General features: G+C 66.7%; 14 protein-coding genes. 8 read left to right on the forward strand and 6 right to left on the reverse strand.

Annotation, left to right across the window (positions count from 1 at the left end; translation table 11 throughout):
- Positions 1-124: 124 nt before the first annotated feature.
- The 7 genes from ATJ78_RS05405 (at position 125) to ATJ78_RS05435 (ending at position 8,971) form a co-directional block, all read left to right on the forward strand.
- On the forward strand, positions 125-661 hold the full coding sequence (locus tag ATJ78_RS05405) for a DnaJ family domain-containing protein (RefSeq protein WP_098406662.1): 537 nt from the start codon (positions 125-127) through the stop codon (positions 659-661).
- Positions 658-2,163 carry a carboxylesterase/lipase family protein gene (locus ATJ78_RS05410; protein ID WP_098406663.1) on the forward strand — a complete coding sequence of 502 codons (1,506 nt, stop codon included), beginning with the start codon at positions 658-660 and terminating at the stop codon, positions 2,161-2,163. Before ATJ78_RS05405 ends, ATJ78_RS05410 begins: the two co-directional genes overlap by 4 nt.
- A gap of 165 nt (positions 2,164-2,328) precedes the next feature.
- Entirely contained in the window at positions 2,329-3,954 is a 1,626-nt protein-coding gene (locus ATJ78_RS05415; protein WP_098406664.1) for an ABC transporter substrate-binding protein, read from the forward strand.
- Positions 3,932-4,975: an ABC transporter permease gene (locus tag ATJ78_RS05420; RefSeq protein ID WP_098406665.1), complete on the forward strand. Its 1,044-nt coding sequence runs from the start codon at positions 3,932-3,934 to the stop codon at positions 4,973-4,975. Before ATJ78_RS05415 ends, ATJ78_RS05420 begins: the two co-directional genes overlap by 23 nt.
- A complete protein-coding gene (locus ATJ78_RS05425; protein ID WP_098406666.1) occupies positions 4,972-5,823 on the forward strand; it encodes an ABC transporter permease in 852 nt (283 codons plus the stop codon). The genes ATJ78_RS05420 and ATJ78_RS05425 overlap by 4 nt, the downstream gene beginning before the upstream one ends.
- Complete coding sequence (locus ATJ78_RS05430) at positions 5,820-7,547, forward strand: dipeptide ABC transporter ATP-binding protein (protein WP_098406667.1); 1,728 nt, start codon at positions 5,820-5,822, stop codon at positions 7,545-7,547. The genes ATJ78_RS05425 and ATJ78_RS05430 overlap by 4 nt, the downstream gene beginning before the upstream one ends.
- A gap of 32 nt (positions 7,548-7,579) precedes the next feature.
- A complete protein-coding gene (locus ATJ78_RS05435; protein ID WP_098406668.1) occupies positions 7,580-8,971 on the forward strand; it encodes an LLM class flavin-dependent oxidoreductase in 1,392 nt (463 codons plus the stop codon).
- A gap of 53 nt (positions 8,972-9,024) precedes the next feature.
- Here the strand turns inward: ATJ78_RS05435 and ATJ78_RS05440 are convergent, their stop codons facing one another.
- The 4 genes from ATJ78_RS05440 to ATJ78_RS05455 form a co-directional block, all read right to left on the reverse strand.
- On the reverse strand, positions 9,025-10,830 hold the full coding sequence (locus ATJ78_RS05440; RefSeq protein WP_098406669.1) for a DEAD/DEAH box helicase: 1,806 nt from the start codon (positions 10,828-10,830) through the stop codon (positions 9,025-9,027).
- 127 nt (positions 10,831-10,957) lie between these two features.
- Positions 10,958-11,785: an MBL fold metallo-hydrolase gene (locus tag ATJ78_RS05445; protein ID WP_098406670.1), complete on the reverse strand. Its 828-nt coding sequence runs from the start codon at positions 11,783-11,785 to the stop codon at positions 10,958-10,960.
- A gap of 63 nt (positions 11,786-11,848) precedes the next feature.
- Positions 11,849-12,484, reverse strand: coding sequence for a hypothetical protein (locus ATJ78_RS05450; RefSeq protein WP_098406671.1), 636 nt, complete (start codon positions 12,482-12,484; stop codon positions 11,849-11,851).
- On the reverse strand, positions 12,484-13,698 hold the full coding sequence (locus ATJ78_RS05455; protein ID WP_098406672.1) for a serine/threonine-protein kinase: 1,215 nt from the start codon (positions 13,696-13,698) through the stop codon (positions 12,484-12,486). Before ATJ78_RS05455 ends, ATJ78_RS05450 begins: the two co-directional genes overlap by 1 nt.
- A 353-nt stretch (positions 13,699-14,051) precedes the next feature.
- On the opposite strand from ATJ78_RS05455, the gene ATJ78_RS05460 reads away from it, so the two are divergent.
- Positions 14,052-14,525 (forward strand): DUF4262 domain-containing protein, encoded by a 474-nt coding sequence (locus ATJ78_RS05460; RefSeq protein ID WP_098406673.1) that lies wholly within the window; start codon positions 14,052-14,054, stop codon positions 14,523-14,525.
- A 76-nt stretch (positions 14,526-14,601) separates the two neighbouring features.
- On the opposite strand, the gene ATJ78_RS05465 is transcribed toward ATJ78_RS05460, so the two are convergent.
- Together ATJ78_RS05465 and ATJ78_RS05470 are read right to left on the reverse strand one after the other, a co-directional pair.
- The gene (locus ATJ78_RS05465) at positions 14,602-17,685 is read right to left on the reverse strand and encodes a glycoside hydrolase family 2 TIM barrel-domain containing protein (protein ID WP_098406674.1); all 3,084 of its coding nucleotides are present in this window, start codon (positions 17,683-17,685) and stop codon (positions 14,602-14,604) included.
- Complete coding sequence (locus ATJ78_RS05470; protein WP_211288511.1) at positions 17,685-18,566, reverse strand: carbohydrate ABC transporter permease; 882 nt, start codon at positions 18,564-18,566, stop codon at positions 17,685-17,687. The genes ATJ78_RS05465 and ATJ78_RS05470 overlap by 1 nt, the downstream gene beginning before the upstream one ends.
- Positions 18,567-18,584 lie beyond the last annotated feature (18 nt).

Genomic DNA, 18,584 nt, shown 5'->3' on the forward strand with positions numbered 1-18,584 from the left:
AGTTGATGCGTGGCACGGCCGCCGTCTCAGAATCCGCTGAATACGCGGGAATTCTGCTCTGCGGATAAGCAGGAACGTGCCGGTCGTACGGCACACCGTAGCCTAGACGTGGGAGGGGGCAGCGATGACTGACACGCACAACGACGACGACCGCGCAAGCGCAAGCGTCGGCGGGCCGCCGCAGTGGAACACCGAAGAAGAGCGGTGGGCTGCCGTTGAGACAGCGCTCGAACTGGCACGACGCCGCGGCGAATTCGACAACCTGCCCGGCGCGGGCAAGCCGCTGAAAGACATCGAGAAGCCGCGCGACCCGGACTGGTGGATCAAGCAGAAGATCGAGACAGAGCAGCTGACCGGAATGGCGCCGCCCGTCTTTCAGCTGCGCAAAGAGCACGAGCAATTCGACGAGACCATTGACGCGTTGAACTCCGAGAAGCAGGTGCGCGACTACGTCGACGGCTTCAACAAGCGCGTGCGCGAGGCGCGGCGGCAGCTGCACGGCGGACCGCCCGTCGTGACACCGACGCGAGACGCCGATGCCGAGGTGGTCGCATGGCAACAGCGCCGCGACGCTCGCCTACCGGCGCACGAGACCGGCACGACTCAGGGCGCGCCGCGGCGTCGCTGGTGGCACGGCCGGCGTGGTAAGCAAGAGGCATGACCTCGACGCCGAGCACCGCTGAAAGGCCCGCGCCTGAGCCAGATGAGCAGCCGCTCGTGCACACAGCGGCGGGCACGGTGCGCGGCAGGCATCTCGGCCCGCACCAGACGGCATTCCTCGGCATCCCCTACGGTGAAGCGCCGACCGAAGACCTACGATTCGAGCGACCCGTCCCGCATGCTCCCTGGCGCGGCGTTCGCGACGCGACCCAATACGGCGCAACACCCCTGCGTGATTTCATGACGGGCATCACTCTCATTCCCGAACCGGCCTACCCCGGCGACGAGACGCTCACGGTCAACGTCTTCACACCGAGAACGCGACGCGATGGGGGTCTGCCCGTGCTCGTCTGGATCCACGGCGGCGGCTTCACGAGCGGCTCGCCCGCATCGCCGTGGTACGAGACCGGCAGCTTTCCTCGCGACGGCGTCGTCGTGGTGACGATGTCGTACCGGCTCGGCCTCGACGGTTTCGGCGTCATTGACGGGGCGCCGGGCAACAGGGCCGTTCACGACTGGATGCTGGCGCTTGACTGGGTGCAGCAGAACATTGCCGCGTTCGGCGGCGACCCCTCGCGCGTCACGATCGGCGGTCAGAGCGCGGGCGGCACCGCCGTGTTGACGCTGCTGTCGATGCCCGCTGCCCAGCACCTCTTCTCTCGAGCAATCGTGGAGTCGCCCGGCGCGAGCACAGGCGAGCGCAGCGACGTCGCTCGGAGCACGGCAGAGGTCGCCACGCTTTTGAGAATCGCGGCGACGCGCGACGATTTCGCGAGCGTGCCTGAGCACGACGTGTTCGAGGCGCAGACGCGCGCGCAGAAGCACGACATGAGGCTCGCCTGGCTGCGCCGGCTGATGCGCGGAGGCAGCTCGATGCAGTGGACGCCGGTCATCGACGGCGATCTCGTGCCGTACTCCGTCGCGGAGGGCCTCGCACGCGGCATCGGCTCGGACAAACCGCTGCTCATCGGTGCGAACGCGAACGAAACCGATGCGATGCTGCTCGAGTCATCAGCGGCGCTCGACCTGCTGCCGCGGGCGCTGGCGCTGCGCATCGTCGGCCTCGGGCGCATCAGGCGCCAATACGGCGAACTCACTCCCGGCCGCACGAGGCGCATGCTCGGCGCCACAGCCTCTGACGCCGTCTTTCGGCTCACGACCGCGCGCGCCCTCGCCGCGAAGACGGGTCGGGCATACGCGTACGACTTCAGGCTCGCGTCATCGCACAATGCGCTGACCGGGCACTGCATGGAGCTGCCGTTCGTCTGGGACTGCCTCGACGGCGAGAACGTCGAAGCGAGCACGGGGACGAACCGGCCGCAGAGCCTCGCCGATGAGATGCACGGCGAGTGGGTGCGATTCATCGCCGACGGCACGGTGTCATGGCCCGCATACGAGGTCTCGGGCGGTCGCACGGGTCGGATCTTCGACAGCGAGCCGCGTACGCAGAAGATCTTCGACCGTGAGCAGCGGATCGTGGCCCTGGAGAAGGGCGCAGAATAGCGCTTCCGGCGCACGCGCACCGAAGATGACGTCGTGTGACTGTCGCGCGCGTTCACGCTACGAACTGTGACATCGCAGGCTCTGCCCGGCACGTCGACGCCCCATAGGTTCGAGTCTCAATCACGCCGCTCGTGCGGCATCCATTCGAGACTCTGAGGTTCGCCCATGCCACGTCACAGCCCTCTCGCCGCTCTCGCCCTGGCCGCAGCCGCGATGATGTGCCTGACATCGTGTGCTGCCGCCTCGTCGTCAGCCGAGCAGCAGGCCGACGGCGGCACGCTCGTCTACGCCCACCAGCAAGAGCCGCCGTGCGTGTTCGGCGGGTGGATCGAGCAGGCCTACCTCAGCTATCAGGTGCTCGACAGCCTCACCTCACTCGATGAGAATGGCAACGCTGTCGCATGGCTCGCCGACTCGTGGACGGTCTCGGACGACGGTCTTGACTGGACGTTCCGGCTGAAGCACGGCGTGACGTTCACCGATGGCAGCGAGCTGACAGCATCCGTCATCGCCTACAACGTCGAGTACTGGATGGCGGGCGGCAACAGCACGGCGAAGGTGTGGCTCGACGGCTACTACTCCTCGGCCGAGGCCATCGACGAGCACACTCTCGCCCTGCACCTCGATAAGCCGTATCCGCGCCTGCCCGAAACGCTCGCGCAGGGATACTTCGGCATCCAGTCGCAAGAAGCCCTCGAGACACGCAGCGACGAGCAGAACTGCGAGCAGCCGATCGGCAGCGGCGCATTCACCGTCGCCGAGTGGAACCGAGGGCAGAACATCGTGCTCGAGCGCAACGACGACTACACGTCATGGCCGGCAAACGCGCAGCACGAGGGGCCTGCGCTCGTGAAGACCGTCGACTGGCGGTTCGTCCCCGACGGCGCGACGCGGGCGTCTGCGCTGAAGAGCGAAGAGGTCGACGCGATCTACGACGTGCCGAGTGTCGAGTGGGAGACTCTGGAGCAGGGCGGCTTCGGCCTGCACAAATACGTGACACCCGGGCGTCCTCAGCAGCTGGCGTTCAATACAGCCCAGGGACCATTCACCGATGAGCGGGTGCGCAAGGCGTTCGCCTACAGTCTCGACCGCGAGGCACTCGTCGAGACCATCGGCCTCGGGGTCATTCCCTACGAGGGAAACGGAGCCGTGAGCCAGGCGACGCCCGGCTACAGTCAGCGAGCCGCCGACCGGTACAGCCACGACGCCGAGAAGGCGAACGACCTGCTTGACGCGGCGGGCTGGGGTGAGACGAACGCCGACGGGTTCCGCGTGAAAGACGGCCAGGTGCTCGAGGTCACGCTGCCCTACGGGGCGGGAACCATCATCAACGCCGAGGGGGCGTCCATTCTTCAGGGCGTCGCCCAGCAGGCAAAGCAGGTCGGATTCGACGTGACCCTTGTTCCCGTGCCGCCGAGCGAGCACTTCGCCGGCGCCCACACGCAGCGCGACGAGCGCGACATCGCCGCGGGGTACTGGACGAGCGTGACAGCGGGGATTCTCTGGATCAACTGGCGCGCCGATACCGAAGAAGCGCCCAACGGCAACAACGCAGCGTTCTACAACTCGCCAGAGCTCGAAGACCTCATTCTGCGCGCAAATTCGGCGGCGGACATCGCCGAGCAGAACGAGCTGTACCAGCTGGCGCAGGAGTACATCGCCGACCACGCGCTCTCGATCGGGCTGTACGACAGGCTGAGCACCCTCGCGGTCTCGCCTCACGTCGCGGGCATCTGGCAAGAGCACTCACAGGGGGGACCGGTCTTCCATGACGCACACTTCGTCGCCTGACACCGAGCGGGCGGGCACGCTCGAGGCCAGAATCACAGCGGATGCTGCCGCGGGCAGTGCTCGTCGCACAGCGCGCCGCACTGCGCTGATCCGTCGCATCGCCGGCAAGGTCATCGGCGCCGCGATCACGCTCTTCGGCGCAGCATCCGTCGCGTTTCTCGCTCAGCTCGCTCTGCCCGGTGACCGCGCAACCGTGATCTTCAACATTCGCGCCGGGCAGGCCATCGAGCGCACGCCCGAGGAACTCGCGCAGATCAACGAGCAGTACGGACTGCTGCAGCCCGTACTCCTGCAGTACGTCGACTATCTACGCGCCCTCGTCTCGGGCACCCTCGGAATGTCATATCAGCAGTACCGTCCCGTGAGCGACATCATTCTGGAACAGCTTGGCCCGACGCTCACGCTGACACTCACGGCGATCGTGCTCTCGTGGCTCATCATGATCGTGTGGGTGACGCTCACGGCGGGGCGGGGCCGGCGGCTCGGCACGTTCGGGGCGATGGCCGACACCACAGCTGCCGGTCTGCCGCACTACTGGCTCGGCAGCATCCTGCTCGTGGTCTTCGGGCTCTGGCTCGGATGGTTTCCCGTGATCAGCGGAACGAGCATCGCGGGCCTCTGGCTCCCCGCGCTGACGCTCGCGATTCCGCTCGCGGGGTTCATGGGCCAGGCGACGCGCACCGAGTTCGAGCGGACGCTGCAGCAGCCGTTCATCGTCACGGCCCGCATGCGCGGCATGGGCGAGACGGGTGTGCGACTGCACCACGTGTTGCGGCACTCCGTGCTGCCGGCCGTCACGCTCTCGGGCTGGGCGCTCGGCGCGACGATCTCGGGCGCGGTCATTGTCGAATCGCTGTTCTCGCGGCCGGGAATCGGCTCGGTGCTCATCACCGCCGTGAACGCGCAGGACCTGCCGATCGTCACGGGCGTCGTCGTGCTCATCGCCGCCCTCTACGTGGTCGCGAACCTCGTCGTCGACCTCATCTACACGCTCATCGATCCGAGGTTAGCCACATCATGACCGTTGTTCAGCTTCCACAGTCACCGACCGAGACGCGCCGGCGACAGCATCCGTATGGCCTCTATGCCGCACTCGCTGTGACCGCGTTCTTCGTCGTCGCGCTCGTCGCGCCGCAGGCTCTCGCCACGCACGACCCCTTCGCGCTCGCGCTGCACGACGCACTGCAGCCGCCAAGCCTCACGCACTGGTTCGGCACAGACGAGCAGGGCCGCGACCTGTACAGTCGGGTCGTCTTCGGGGCGCGCGAGTCACTGCTGATTGGCGCAGGCGCTACAGCCGTGAGCATGACGCTCGCGCTGATTCTGGGCGCGGCCGCGTCGCTCGGCGGACGCGTGGTCGGCGCGGTTGCCGCGCGGGTGATTGAGATTCAGTTCGCCTTTCCGACGCTGCTTCTCGCCCTCTTGCTCGTCGCGATCGCGGGGCCGTCAGCCATGTCGCAGGTGTTCGCCGTCGCCATCGGAACAGCGCCGGGCTACGCGCGGATGGTGCGCGCGCAGATTCTCGCCGCGAAGACGGGCGGCTACGTTGAGGCCGCGACGGCACTGGGACACTCGCGCGGACGCATTCTCGCGAGGCACATCATTCCGAACGCTGTGCGGCCGCTCGTCGCGGTGATCGCGATGTCGGTCGGGCAGTCGATCGTCTGGGCATCGAGCCTGTCATTCCTCGGTCTCGGGGTTGCGCCGCCCTCGCCCGAGTGGGGCGCTCTGCTCGAAGCCGGCCGGCTCTACATCACGCACGCACCATGGCTCACCGTCATGCCCGGCCTCGTGATCGTCGTGATCGCGATCACCGCCACGACCATCGGCCAGCACGTGCAGCGAGCGCTGGAAAGGGGAGAGAAATGACAAACACAGTGGCGGTGACGGATGCTGCGCCGCACTCCGAGGCGCCAGACGACGTGGTGCTGCGGGCCCGCGGCCTGAATGTTGGATTCAACCGCGCAGGCCAACGTCGGCAGGTGGTGCACGACGTCTCGTTCGAGCTGCGTCGCGGGGAGTGCCTCGCGATCGTCGGAGAATCGGGATCGGGCAAGTCGGTCACCGCGCGCACTCTCGTCGGGCTCACCGGCGCTGGCGCTCACGTCGACGCCGGCGAGCTGCGCCTGGGCGGGGCGACCGCGGCAGATCGGCACGATCTCACGCGCACGAGCGAGAGGCAGTGGCGGGCACTTCGCGGGCGACGCATCGGGTTCGTGCTGCAAGACGCTCTCGTCTCGCTCGACCCGCTGCGCCCGGTCGGCGCCGAGATCGAGGAGGCACTGCGTCTGCACGGCTGGCGCAGGGGAGACGACCGGCGGCGCAAGACCATCGAGCTTCTCGACGCCGTCGGCGTACCGCAGCCGCAGCAGCGTGCGAAGCAGCGCCCCGACGAACTCTCGGGTGGGCTGCGTCAGCGCGCCCTCATCGCATCGGCGCTCGCCCTCGATCCCGAGCTGATCATCGCCGACGAACCGACGACGGCGCTCGACGTCACGGTACAGGCGCAGGTGCTCGCGCTCCTTGCCGACACCAAACGTCGCGGCGTCGCGCAGATCCTGATCAGCCACGACCTCTCGGTCGTCGCAGAACTCGCCGACCAGATCGCGGTGATGACGGAGGGACGCATCGTCGAGGCAGGGCCAGCTGCTCGGGTGCTGAGCGACCCGCAGCATCCGTATACCCGCCGCCTTCTCGACGCCGTGCCCGGCCCGCACACGAGAGGCTCGCGGCTGAGTGACGCGCGGCCGGCGATCGCGCAGCGGCACGCGCATCACGACGACGCGGGCACCGGGCCCGTGCTCGAGGCGCGCGGGCTGGTCAAGCGGTTTCCGCGTCCGGACGGGTCGGTCGCGACCGCCGTTGACGGTGTGTCATTCGCTCTCGAGCGCGGCCAGACGCTCGGCATTGTGGGGGAGTCCGGCTCGGGCAAGAGCACAACAGCGCGCATGGCGCTTGCGCTCACGGTGCCGGACGCGGGTGACGTGATGCTGGGCGGCCGGGAATGGACGCGCGTGAGCGAGCGCCGCCGCCGGCCGCTACGGCCCCGCATCTCGGTCGTCTATCAAGACCCACTGAGCTCGTTCGACCCGCGGTGGAACACCGAGCGCATTCTTCTCGACGCGCTGCCCGCGAGTACGGCTCGTGCCGAGAGGGGCGAGCGCGTTCGCGAGCTCGTGCGGCAGGTGGGACTGACGGATGCTGTGCTGCAGAGGTTTCCGCTCACGCTCTCGGGTGGGCAGCGGCAGCGCATCGCGATTGCACGTGCACTGGCGCCGTCGCCGCAAGTGCTCGTGCTCGATGAGGCCGTGTCCGCGCTCGATGTCTCGGTGCAGGCGCAGATTCTCGACCTGCTCGACGACCTGAAGCAGCAGCTCGGGCTGAGCTACCTGTTCATCTCGCATGATCTCGGCGTGATCGCCCACGTGAGCGACGACGTGCTCGTCATGAAAGACGGCCGTGTCGTCGAGCACGGCTCTGTCGAGCAGATCTTCACGGCATCTCAGCACCCGTACACCGCACAACTTGTCGGTGCGACGCACGTCGCGGCGCGACAGCATCCGGAATCTGTATCGATCTCCGGCCTCACATAACCCCAACCGCAGAGCTCAGAAGGAGCACGACAATGACCGATGACGCCCAGACGACGCCGACCAGACCACTGCTGTTCAACGCCTTCGTCATGAACACGAACTCGCACATTCAGCACGGTCAATGGCGCAGGCCGGATGCTGGTCAGACGGAGTTCAACGACGTCGACACCTGGATCAACCTCGCCAAGCTGCTCGAGGCGGCGAAATTCGACGGCATGTTCTTCGCCGACGTGACGGGCCTGTACGGTGACGCCGATGCGCCGTACGACGTCTACGTGAACGAGGGACTGCAGATTCCGAGCAACGACCCCACGGTGCTGCTCAGCGCACTCGCCGTGAATACGACGCATCTCGGCCTGGCGCTCACCTCGAACGTGATGCAGAGCCATCCGTTCCACTTCGCCAGGCAGATCTCGACGCTCGACCACATCACGCGCGGACGCGTCGCCTGGAACATTGTCACGGGCATGCAAGACAACGGCGCCCGCAACTTCGGTCTCGAGCGGCTCGTCGACCACGATGAGCGATACGAGTGGGCGGAGGAGTACGTCGACGTCGTCTACAAACTGTGGGAGGGGTCGTGGGACGACGATGCGCTGTTGAAGGACCGCTCCGGCGCATACTCGGATGTGTCGAAGGTGCACAAGATTCACCACACGAGCAAGCGGTACAGCGTTGAGGGTCCGCACCTGCCGTCGCCATCGCCACAGCGTACCCCGGTGCTGTATCAGGCGGGGTCGTCAGTTGCCGGGCGCCGGTTCGCGGCGCGCAACGCCGAGGCGACGTTCATCGTCGCGCCGAGCCCCGAGATCGCCCGCCAGCAGATCGATGAGACGCGCGCGCTCGCCGTGGAGTTCGGGAGGAAGCCAGAAGACATCACGTTCTTTCAGGGGCTGAGCTTCATCATCGGCGACACGCAAGAAGAAGCCGAGGCGAAGGCAGACGAGTACTTTAAGTACGTCTCTGTCGAAGGCTATGCGGCGCACTCGGCGATCGTCGACCCGGAGGGCCGCGTGTACCCGCCGGAGACACCGCTGAAGGACGTGCAGACGAACTCGGCCCGCGGGTTTGTGGAGTGGGTGTCGCGGTACATCACGGACCGCGAGCCGGTCGTCGGCGACCTCGTGCGACTGCGCGCTCGAGAGAGCACGATCATCGGCACACCCGAGACGATCGCAGACGAACTGGAGATCTGGCAGGCCGCGGGGGTCGACGGCATCAACGTGATCAACTGGGTGATCCCCGGTTCGTTCGAGGAGTTCGCCGACAAGGTGCTTCCCGTGCTGCGCGAGCGGGGGCTGGCGAAGACGGAGTACGCAGACGGGACGCTGCGCGAGAAGCTGTTCGGTCAGGCGCGGCTCAACGATCGTCACCCGGCGGCGCGCTACCGCGGTGCGTTCAGCGAGGTTCCGGCCAGCGTCTAGTCCGCACGTTCGCGGGTCTCCGCATCGACAATCGGTGCGGGGACCTCGCGTCGTCAGTGGCGGGGCTTGCGCGGCTTACGCGTGGGGCGGTCGTCGTCTTTCCACCCGCCGTCGCGCTTGCCGTCGCGGTCGTACGATCCTCGCTTGCCGCCGCGAGCGCCGTCGCGCTTGCGGCCTCCGAACTTGTCGGGCTTGATGTCGATCGGCACGCCGCTCACGCGCGTATTCGCGACCTTCGTGAAGAAGTCCTTCGGCAGATCGGCGGGCAGTTCGACGACAGAGAAGTCCAGACGGATGTCGATCGCCCCGAAATCGTCGCGGCCTAGACCGCCCTCGTTTGCGAGCGCCCCGACGATCTGGCGCGGCCCCGCGTGCTGACGACGGCCGACCTCGATGCGATACGGCGCCATGGGCTTCGACGAACGCTTGCGGCGCTCGGCCCCGTCGGCATTGCGCTGCTTCGTGTTGCGGTCGTCGCGCGCGAGCTTCACCTCGTCTTCGGGCGACAGCAGCAGCGGAGTCTCGCCCTGCGCGACGACGGCAAGCGCCGCAGCGACGTCGGCCTCGGGAACATCGTGGTGCGACACGTAGTGCCCGATGATGTCGCGGAACGCGTCAATGCGCTTCACCTGGTTGAGCGCCTCGGTGATGGCATCGTCGAAGCGCGCCAGGCGCGTGACGTTTACTTCGTCGACGCTCGGCAGCTGCATCTGCTCGAGCGGCTGACGTGTCGCCTTCTCGATGGCGCCGAGCAGGCGTCGCTCGCGCGGCGTGACGAAGCTGATCGCGCTCCCGCTGCGTCCGGCGCGACCGGTGCGACCGATGCGGTGCACGTATGACTCCGTGTCGATCGGAATGTCGAAGTTGACGACGTGGCTGATGCGGTCGACGTCGAGGCCTCGAGCGGCAACATCGGTAGCAACGAGAATGTCGAGCTTGCCCGACTTCAGCTGGCCGACCGTGCGCTCACGCTGTGCTTGAGCGACATCGCCGCTGATCGCCGCAGCCGAGTACCCGCGCGCCCTCAGCTTCTCGGCAAGCGTCTCCGTCTCGTTCTTCGTGCGAACGAAGACGATCATGCCGTCAAAGTTCTCGACCTCGAGGATGCGGGTGAGGGCGTCGACCTTCTGCGGGTACGACACGAGAAGATAGCGTTGCGTCGTGTTCGCCGACGTCGTCGTCTTGCTCTTGACCGTGATCTCTTCAGCATCCCTCAGATACTGCTTCGAAATACGGCGGATTTGCGCGGGCATCGTCGCCGAGAACAGGGCGACCTGCTTCTCGTCCGGCGTCTCGGCGAGAATCGTCTCGACGTCTTCGGCGAAGCCCATCTTGAGCATCTCGTCTGCCTCGTCGAGCACGAGGTACTTGAGTTCCGAGAGGTCGAGAGTGCCCTTCGCGATGTGATCCATGATTCGCCCGGGGGTGCCGACGACGACGTGCACGCCGCGGCGCAGCGCCGAAAGCTGAACGCCGTATGCCTGGCCGCCGTAGACGGGCAGAACGTGCACGCCGGTGAGGTGCGCCGCGTACTGCTCGAACGATTCGCAGACCTGCAGTGCAAGTTCGCGGGTCGGCGACAGCACGAGAGCCTGCGGCGCCTTTTGTGTCTTGTCGAGGCGCGAGAGGATCGGAAGTGCGAACGCGGCGGTCTTTCCGGTACCGGTCTGTGCGAGACCGACGACGTCACGGCCCTCGAGCAGCGTCGGAATCGTCGCCTCCTGAATGGCGGAGGGTGTCTCGTAGCCGACATCTCGCACGGCCTTCAGCACAGCATCGCTGAGCCCGAGATCGGCGAATGTCGTCTGGGCGGGCGCGGCCGACTCGTCCGCGGGCGCAGCGGTGTCTGAAGAAGTCATTGAAACAACGGTACTCGCCCGGGCGGCTCGATTCTCGCGAGATTCTGCCGATGGGGTCGATTTCTCGCGAATTCGAGCCCTTACGAGGCAGATTCCCAGCCAGGGGAGCGGATGCTGTCGCGCGCTGCTACGTCAGGTGGTCGTTCGCGCCGCTCGTCCACGCGACATACCGCTGCGCGGATCGCTCGACGATCGCCTCGGCATCTGGTCCTGCGCTCGCACCGAAGTTGTTGTAGAGCACATCGAACCGGTAGCGCTTCACGAAGTCGGCCATGCGCCGAATCACCGCTGGCGAGAGCGGGATGCGATTGGGGTAGCTGCGCAGAAACGTGACGTTGCCGTCGGGCGTTGGAAAGATGGCGTCGCCCGCGAACAGTACGCCCCTGCCGTCTGCGCCGTCGGCCCAGTGCGCAATCGTGCTGCCTGGAAAGTGCCCGCCGATTTGATCGAGGCGAATGCCGGGGAGCACATCGAAAGCGTCGGTCCAGACGCGAACAGCGTCCGGGCGGTAACCGAGCCACGCGGCATCCTTCTCGGCAACCCAGATCGGAGCATGGTCGAACGTTGCGCTCCACGCTGATTGCACGCCGTACATGTGCGGGTGGCTCGCCACGATGTGGTGGATGCCGCCAAGCTCGCGGACCCGCGCGATGGCAGCGTCGGAGATGAGCCCAGGCACGTCGAACAGCAGGTTCCCCTCGTCTGTCTCCACGAGCATGCCTTGCTGGGTGATGCCGACACCCGGTGCGCTGATTCCCCACAGGCGGTCGGCGACGCGTTCGATCTCGACGTGATGCCCAGAATCGCTCAACTCCTGAACGGTCGTCCAGCGCTGCCCCGTCGCAGGGACATACTGTCGCTCGTCTTCGCAGATGGGGCACTGCGCGGGCGGCGTGGCCGAGGGAGCGTACTCGACGCCGCACGTCGCGCACAGCCAAAGATGCGGATCGCTCATGCTCACATTGTTGCGTACCGCTCGTCGCTCTGTCACGCAGCTGGTGGGCGGAGCGCCTTGGCGTTATTGCGAGGGCAGCGGCGTGGGCGTCGAGGTGCTGTCCGTGTCTCCGCCGCTTCCGTCGGTGTCACCCGTTCCATCGGCGTCGCCTGTCCCGTCGCCGTCGGCGTCCCCTCCGTCGCTGTTTCCGTTTCCGTTGTTCCCGTTGCCGTTATTCCCGTTGTTGCCCTCTCCGTTATTTCCGTTGTTCTCCTTGTTCTTGCCGTTATTTTCTTTGGTGTCTTTGTCTTTCGGCCCCGTGTTCTCGCCGTCGCTGTCGTTTCCGCTGTTCCCGGAGTTGTCGGCGGGTGGTTCGGGTGCCGTGGGGGTCTGCGTCGGGCTCGGCGACGAGGGCGACTCGAGGTCGTCGCGAACCAGCTCGATCGTCACTTTGATGGCGGCTCCCCTCTCGGCGTCGATCGTGCCGTTGCCGAGCCCAGCGGTGAGCTGCGCCTCCAGCTTGTTGAGGGCGGCCAGCGCGGCGTCGGGGTCGTCTGCCGCGGCGGCGTCGGCGATCGCGAGCACGCTCTGCTGCATGCTTCGTGCTGTCTCGACTGTGATGTCACCAGGCTGTGCCGTGCACCCGGTCATGAATCCAATGACGATCATGACGGTGCCGAAGGCTGTGACCTTCTGGGCTCGGCGACGACGAGTGGGCATCACGGGGTGACCTCCTGCATGAGCCGGTCGAGGTGCGTCGAAAGCGGGTCGGGAAGTGCGGGCAGATCGGGTGGTGGAGCTGTCTGACCCAGCTGGATCATTGGCCAGATGACCATGCCGGCGATCGCTATCGCTACGATCAGCACGAGCAGAGCCACGAGAATCCATCGCCAGGCCGGCAGGCCACGGCGGGTCTCGTTCGCCTTTGCCGCCGAGCGCTCGCTCGAGGAATCGGTCGTGGGCTCCTCGTCGGTGCGCGGTGCAGCCTCGACCTGCTCCTCGTGCTGGTCGAGCACCATGGTGGGTGTATCGCGGGGCAGTTCATCGGTGTCGACGCCGAGGGCGCTCGCCGCCATTGTCGAATCGGCATCGTTCGCGCCCATTCCGCTGACCCTCGATGCCACGTCTCGCGCTGTCGGCCGTTCGGCGGGATCGAGAGCCGTCATCGCGGTGAGCAGCGATTTCCATTCGTATCCGACCGAACCCGGTATTTCCGGCGGGTCGCTCAACCGAGCGAACAGGGCTTCACGCTTGTCGGCCTGAGCGTACGCGCGGTGACCGGTGAGTGCTTCGCAGAGCACGAGGCCCAGCGCGTAGATATCGGCGGGCGCGGCAGGGTCAGCGCCTCGCACCTGTTCTGGGGCGAGGTATGCCGCGGTGCCGACGAGGAGTCCCGGAGTCGTGACTCGGGCAGAGTCGATCAGGTACGCGATGCCGAAATCTGCAAGTTTTGCCCGGAACGCGGGCTCGGCCATCGGAGCTGGTGTCAAGAGGATGTTCGAGGGCTTGATGTCGCGGTGCACGATGCGCGCGTCGTGCACGACGTGCAGCGCTTCTGCGAGATCGAGCGCCATGGCTGCGACCGCGTCGCTCGGCAGAGGAGCGTCCTCGATGCGCTGCGCGAGCGTCGGTCCGGAGACGTACTCCATGACCAGGTACGCGCCATCTTCAGCATCCACATTCGCGTCGAAAAGGGTGACGAGGGCGTGGTGGTTCAGCGAAGCGAGCACGCGCGTCTCTGACGTCTTGCGTGCAGCATCCGCCGGTTCTGCGGCTGCGGGGGAGAAGAATTTTATGGCGACGGTTCGGCCGAGAGATTCGTCAACGGCGCGGTAGACCGTGGCCATTCCTCCCGTGCCGATCCGTTCTTCAAGGCGGTAACGGCCATCCACGAGTTCCCCCGTCTTGCGCGAAGAGGCGATGGCGTCGGTCATGCGGCCTCCTTGTCTCGTGTCCTTGTCGCTGGGGCCGACACGCGCGATACCCCAGTGAAGCCAACTATGTCGTTTCGGGCGCTCGGGCCGTGTGGCGGCGCGAACTCTGACAGTCGCAAACTAGCGCTTCACGGGGTCCACGTGCAGGGGCTTGACTTACCTCCCTCGCGTGAGAAAACGGGCACGGCTCGGCCGAAGTCGAGCCGGATGTCCGGCCCGAATGCGCGTGCGTCGAGGCCGCTTTGCGCTGCGTCGGCGTGCAGGTACGTCGCACCGGGCGTCCGGGGACCAGTACCGTCGCCCCGAGGTGCTCGCATCGGCGGAATGTCGGTGCCGCAACATAGCGTTCGGGCATGACTGAATCCGACACAGCACAGACGCAAGCCTGGCTCGACCAAGAAGACCGCCACGTCGCCCTCACGATTCGCAAATACGGCTGCCTCGTGCAGTACGTCTCGACACCAGCGAAGACACCATCGTTCGGCTACACCGTTGGGCTCTTCGGCCTCGGGCATCCGGAGCTGATCGTCTTCGGCATGACACGGAACGCTGCCGCGTACACGCTGAATTGGTTCTTCGACCGGATCCGCGACGGTGAAGATCTCATGCCGGGACAAGTGCTCAGGCCCGATGACAAAGCACCACGGTTCCTCGTCGAGAAGTTTCCCAACCCCGCCGAATACCTCTTCTCGGCAAATCGGCACTACGATCGACCCGATTTTCTGAGCGTACCCGCCTATCAGCTGACATGGGACGACAACGGAGCGTTCCCGGGGGAGGATGGCTACACGAAACCCGCCTGGCTGCAGCCGCGCCCTGGCGCATAGTCGACATGCGGTGAGCCGTCGGACTCTGTGTGCGAAGCGCGGGTCTGCCGCCAGCCTTTGCGCGCGGGCTGCGGAGTTACAGCCCCGTGAAGCGCAGCGTGATCGTGCGGGCCTCCGGCCGCAGCAGGAAGTCGGGCCACACGTCTGGGCCGCAGGCACGTGAGCCGAGGCCGTTCTGCGCCGCGTCGACATACAGGTACGTCGCATCGTTCTGCGGCAGCTCGTGCGGATGCCGGGCGGCGTCAAGCTGCTGCGCCGTGTGGCGCGTCAGGGTGAAGCCGGGCCTGCGGCCGTTCGCGTCTGCCGCAGCATCCATGCGCAGCCACGCCGTGCCCGTGCTCGGCCCGTGACCGGCGCCGGTGCCGTCAGCGCTGCCGCCCCCGTTGATAGTGAGCGAGCGCACGTCGCTGCGGTGACCGGTCTCTTGCGGGCGCGAGTAATCGACGGTCAGCTCGTCGAGCGGGGCGTCGAAACGACCAACACGTGCGGCGTGCCTGCTGTCTGGATACGACTCGAGGGGGCCGGTGCCGAACCACGAGGCGCCCTCGACGTCGCCGGGCAGATCGAACCGCAGCCCGAGGCGCGGCCACACCGTGTCCCATCCGCTCGTCGGTGTGATGTCGGCCCTCAGCCACAGCTCGCCGTCGACGAGCTGCCAGCGTTCGTCTGTGACGACCGAGTCGCGGGAGTTTGCGGCGGCCCACCGGCGGCGCACATGCACGGCGGTGTCGCCCGTCTCGACGAGCTCGATGCGTGATGTGAGTCGGTCAAGTCCGGCGTCGCGCCAGATTGTGTCGTAGGCGGGAGCCGGTTCGCCGTCTCCGTTGTTGAGCCACGGGTCGATGCGCTCGTACGAGCCGCGTCCCTGCCCGCGATCATTGTCTGTCGGGCCGCGCCACAGCTCGAGCCTCGGACCAGACACCGGCTGCCCCGCGAGTTCCACGAGCTGCCCGTGCTCGAAGCGCGCCGGCCCGAGCACGAGGTGTGCCGCGACGTCAGCTGAGACGCCGGATGCTGCCAGCCGCGGTGCCGTGAGAGTTGATCGCTGCGGTGCGAGGTCGACTTGCGTGAACACGATTCCGTGGCCAGAGGGCGCCCACACGGCATCGTCGCGCAGCACGGCCTCGACCGTCAGCCACACTTCGCCCTCGTCGGGCACGTCGAGTGCGGGCATGGCCACGCTCGCGCGCGACCCTGCGGCGACAGCATCCACCTCGATCACCCCGCTCGACGACTCGACGCCGTCGGCCTCGACGCGCCAGCGGAACTCGAGGTCGCCGGTGTCAGCTGAATGCCTGCGGTTCTCGACGTGCAGCACGAGTGCTCCGTCGTCGCCGCGCACAACCGCGAGCCGCACAGGCGCGACGACCTGCTTGTACTCGTGCAGCCCCGGCGACGGCGTGTTGTCAGAGAGCACCATGCCGTCCATGACGAAGTTGCCGTCGTGAACGACCTCGCCAAAGTCGCCTCCGTAGCCGAAGTACTCGGTGCCGTCGGCGTCGTGCGTGCGCAGGCCGTGGTCGCGCCACTCCCACACGAAGCCGCCGTGCAGGCGCGGATGCTGCCACACGAGGTCCTCGTACTGGTCGATGGCTCCAGGCCCGTTGCCCATCGCGTGAATGTACTCGCAGAGAATGAACGGCTTCGTGCGCTGCCGCGCCGACTCGGGCGCCGTGCAGCCCAGCAACAGCGACCGCGAGTCGTCGCGCCCGATCGCGTCTGTCTCGGGAACCGACGAGTACATGCGCGAATAGACGTCGGTGTACGCACCCGTGTAGTCGCCCTCGTAGTGCACGGGACGCTCGGGGTCGCGGTCGTGCACCCACGCCGACATGGCGGCGAGGTTCTGCCCCGTTCCCGACTCGTTGCCGAGCGACCACATGACGATCGACGGGTGGTTCTTGTCGCGCTCGACGGTGCGCTCGATGCGGTCGAGGTAGGCGTCACGCCAGGCTGGGTCGTCGCTCGGGTTGCCGGCCCAGCCGCCGTGCTCGAAGCCGTGCGTCTCGAGGTCGCACTCGAGAATCACCCAGAAGCCCAGCTCGTCGGCGATGTCGAGAACCCGCGGATGCGGCGGGTAGTGGCTCGTGCGAATCGCGTTGACGTTGAACCGCTTCATGAGCGCGAGGTCGGCGCGCGTCCACTCCTCGTCGAACACGCGGCCGCGGTCAGGGTGCGTCTCATGGCGGTTGACCCCGTGGAACACCACGCGCTCGCCGTTGACGAGAAACTGGTCGCCCTCGATGCGCACTGTGCGGAACCCCAGACGCAGCGATACCGTCTCGCCGGCACTCGACACGACGGCGTCGTACAGCCGCGGCGTCTCGGCGCTCCAGGGCTCCACGGCGTCCACGCGCACGGGCGCGATGTCGGCGGGCGACGCCCACTCGACGTCGACACCGAGTTCGGCAACGCGCAGGGAGACGGGGAAGGCGGCATCGGATGCTGTCAGCTGCGGCGTGATCAGGCCGGAGCCGTCCTCGCCGAGACCTGCGCGAAGCCACACGTCGTCGATGCAACCGGCCGGGCGTGCCTGCAGCGTGACGTCGCGGAAGATGCCCGGCAGCCACCACTGATCCTGGTCTTCGACATAGCTCGCTGCCGACCACTGGTGCACGCGAACGGCGATCGTGTTCTCGCCTGTGGCGACAGCATCCGTCACATCGAACTCCTGCGCCAGCCGGCTGCCCGAGCCGACGCCGATCTCGATGCCGTTCACCCACACCTTGTACCGCGACTCGACGCCGTCGAAGCGCAGCAGCACCTGCGCAGCATCCGACCACTGAGCTGGCACCTCGAATGTGCGCCGGTAATCGCCGGTTGGGTTCTCGTCTGGCACGTTCGGGGCGTCGATGGCAAACGGAAACTGCACGTTCGTGTAGATCGGCGCGCCGTATGAGCCGTCGCCCCGCAGCACCCAGTGAGAAGGAACCGGGATGCTGCTCCATGACGCGTCGTCGAAATCGGTGCGAGAGACATCGTCGACGCCCTCGCCTGCGGGCAGCACGCCCGCAGCCCCCACCTCACCTGGCGCACCGGACAGCAGGCGGAACCGCCAGTCGCCGTTGAGCGACAGAGTCGGCGCATCCGTGTGCAGCCAGGACCGCGCCGGTGTGCGAGCGCCAGACCCGGGGCCGGGATCGGTGAGGTACGACGTCATTACTTGACAGCTCCTTCTGTGAGGCCGCCGCGCCAGAAGCGCTGCAGCACGATCATTGCGATGGCGAGGGGGATCACCGAGAGCAGCACGCCGCCGGTCGTGAGCTCGTAGAACTCGGGCAGACGGTCGACCTGGCTGAGCCAGTTGTTGAGGCCGAGGGTGATGGGGTACAGCTTCGAGTCTGACAGCATCACGAGCGGCAGAAAGTAGTTGTTCCAGATGGCGACGAGCTGAAACAGGAATACCGTCACGAGCGCAGGGGTCAGGATGCGCAGGCCCACCGTGTGGAAGATGCGAATCTCTCCAGCGCCGTCGAGTCGCGCCGCCTCGAGCAGCGCGTCGTCGACCGTCGCCTGCGCGTAGATGCGGCACAGGAACAGCCCGAACGGCGAGACGAGAGACGGAATGAGCACGCTCCAGTACGTGTTCGCGATGCCCAACTGGCTGAACAGCAGAAACAGCGGGAGCGCCGTTGCCGTCGCCGGCACGAGCACGCCGCCGAGGATCGTTCCGAAAACGAGGTTGCTTCCGCGGAACCGGTACTTCGCGAGTGCGTAGCCGCCGGCTGCCGCGAAGTACGTCGCGAGCAGCGCGCCGACTCCGGCGTACAGAATCGAGTTGAGAAACCAGCGCACGAAGATGCCGCCGCCGTACGTCAGCACCTGCACGAGGTTGTCCCACAGCGCGAACGTCGGAGCAAACCAGAACCCGTACGTCGAAAAAAGGTCTTCTGTCGTCTTCGTCGTCGCGACGAACACCCAGTACACGGGAACGATGAAGTACAGCGCGACGATCACGAGAATCGCCGTCACGATGATTGTCGATGACCGGCGCCGGCCCGCGGCACGGTTGGGAGCCGCGTCGGGCTTCACAGCACTCATCTGCGAGGTCTTGAGTGT

Origin of the sequence: Paramicrobacterium agarici (genome assembly GCF_002563955.1) — a bacterium.
Lineage (GTDB): Bacteria > Actinomycetota > Actinomycetes > Actinomycetales > Microbacteriaceae > Paramicrobacterium > Paramicrobacterium agarici.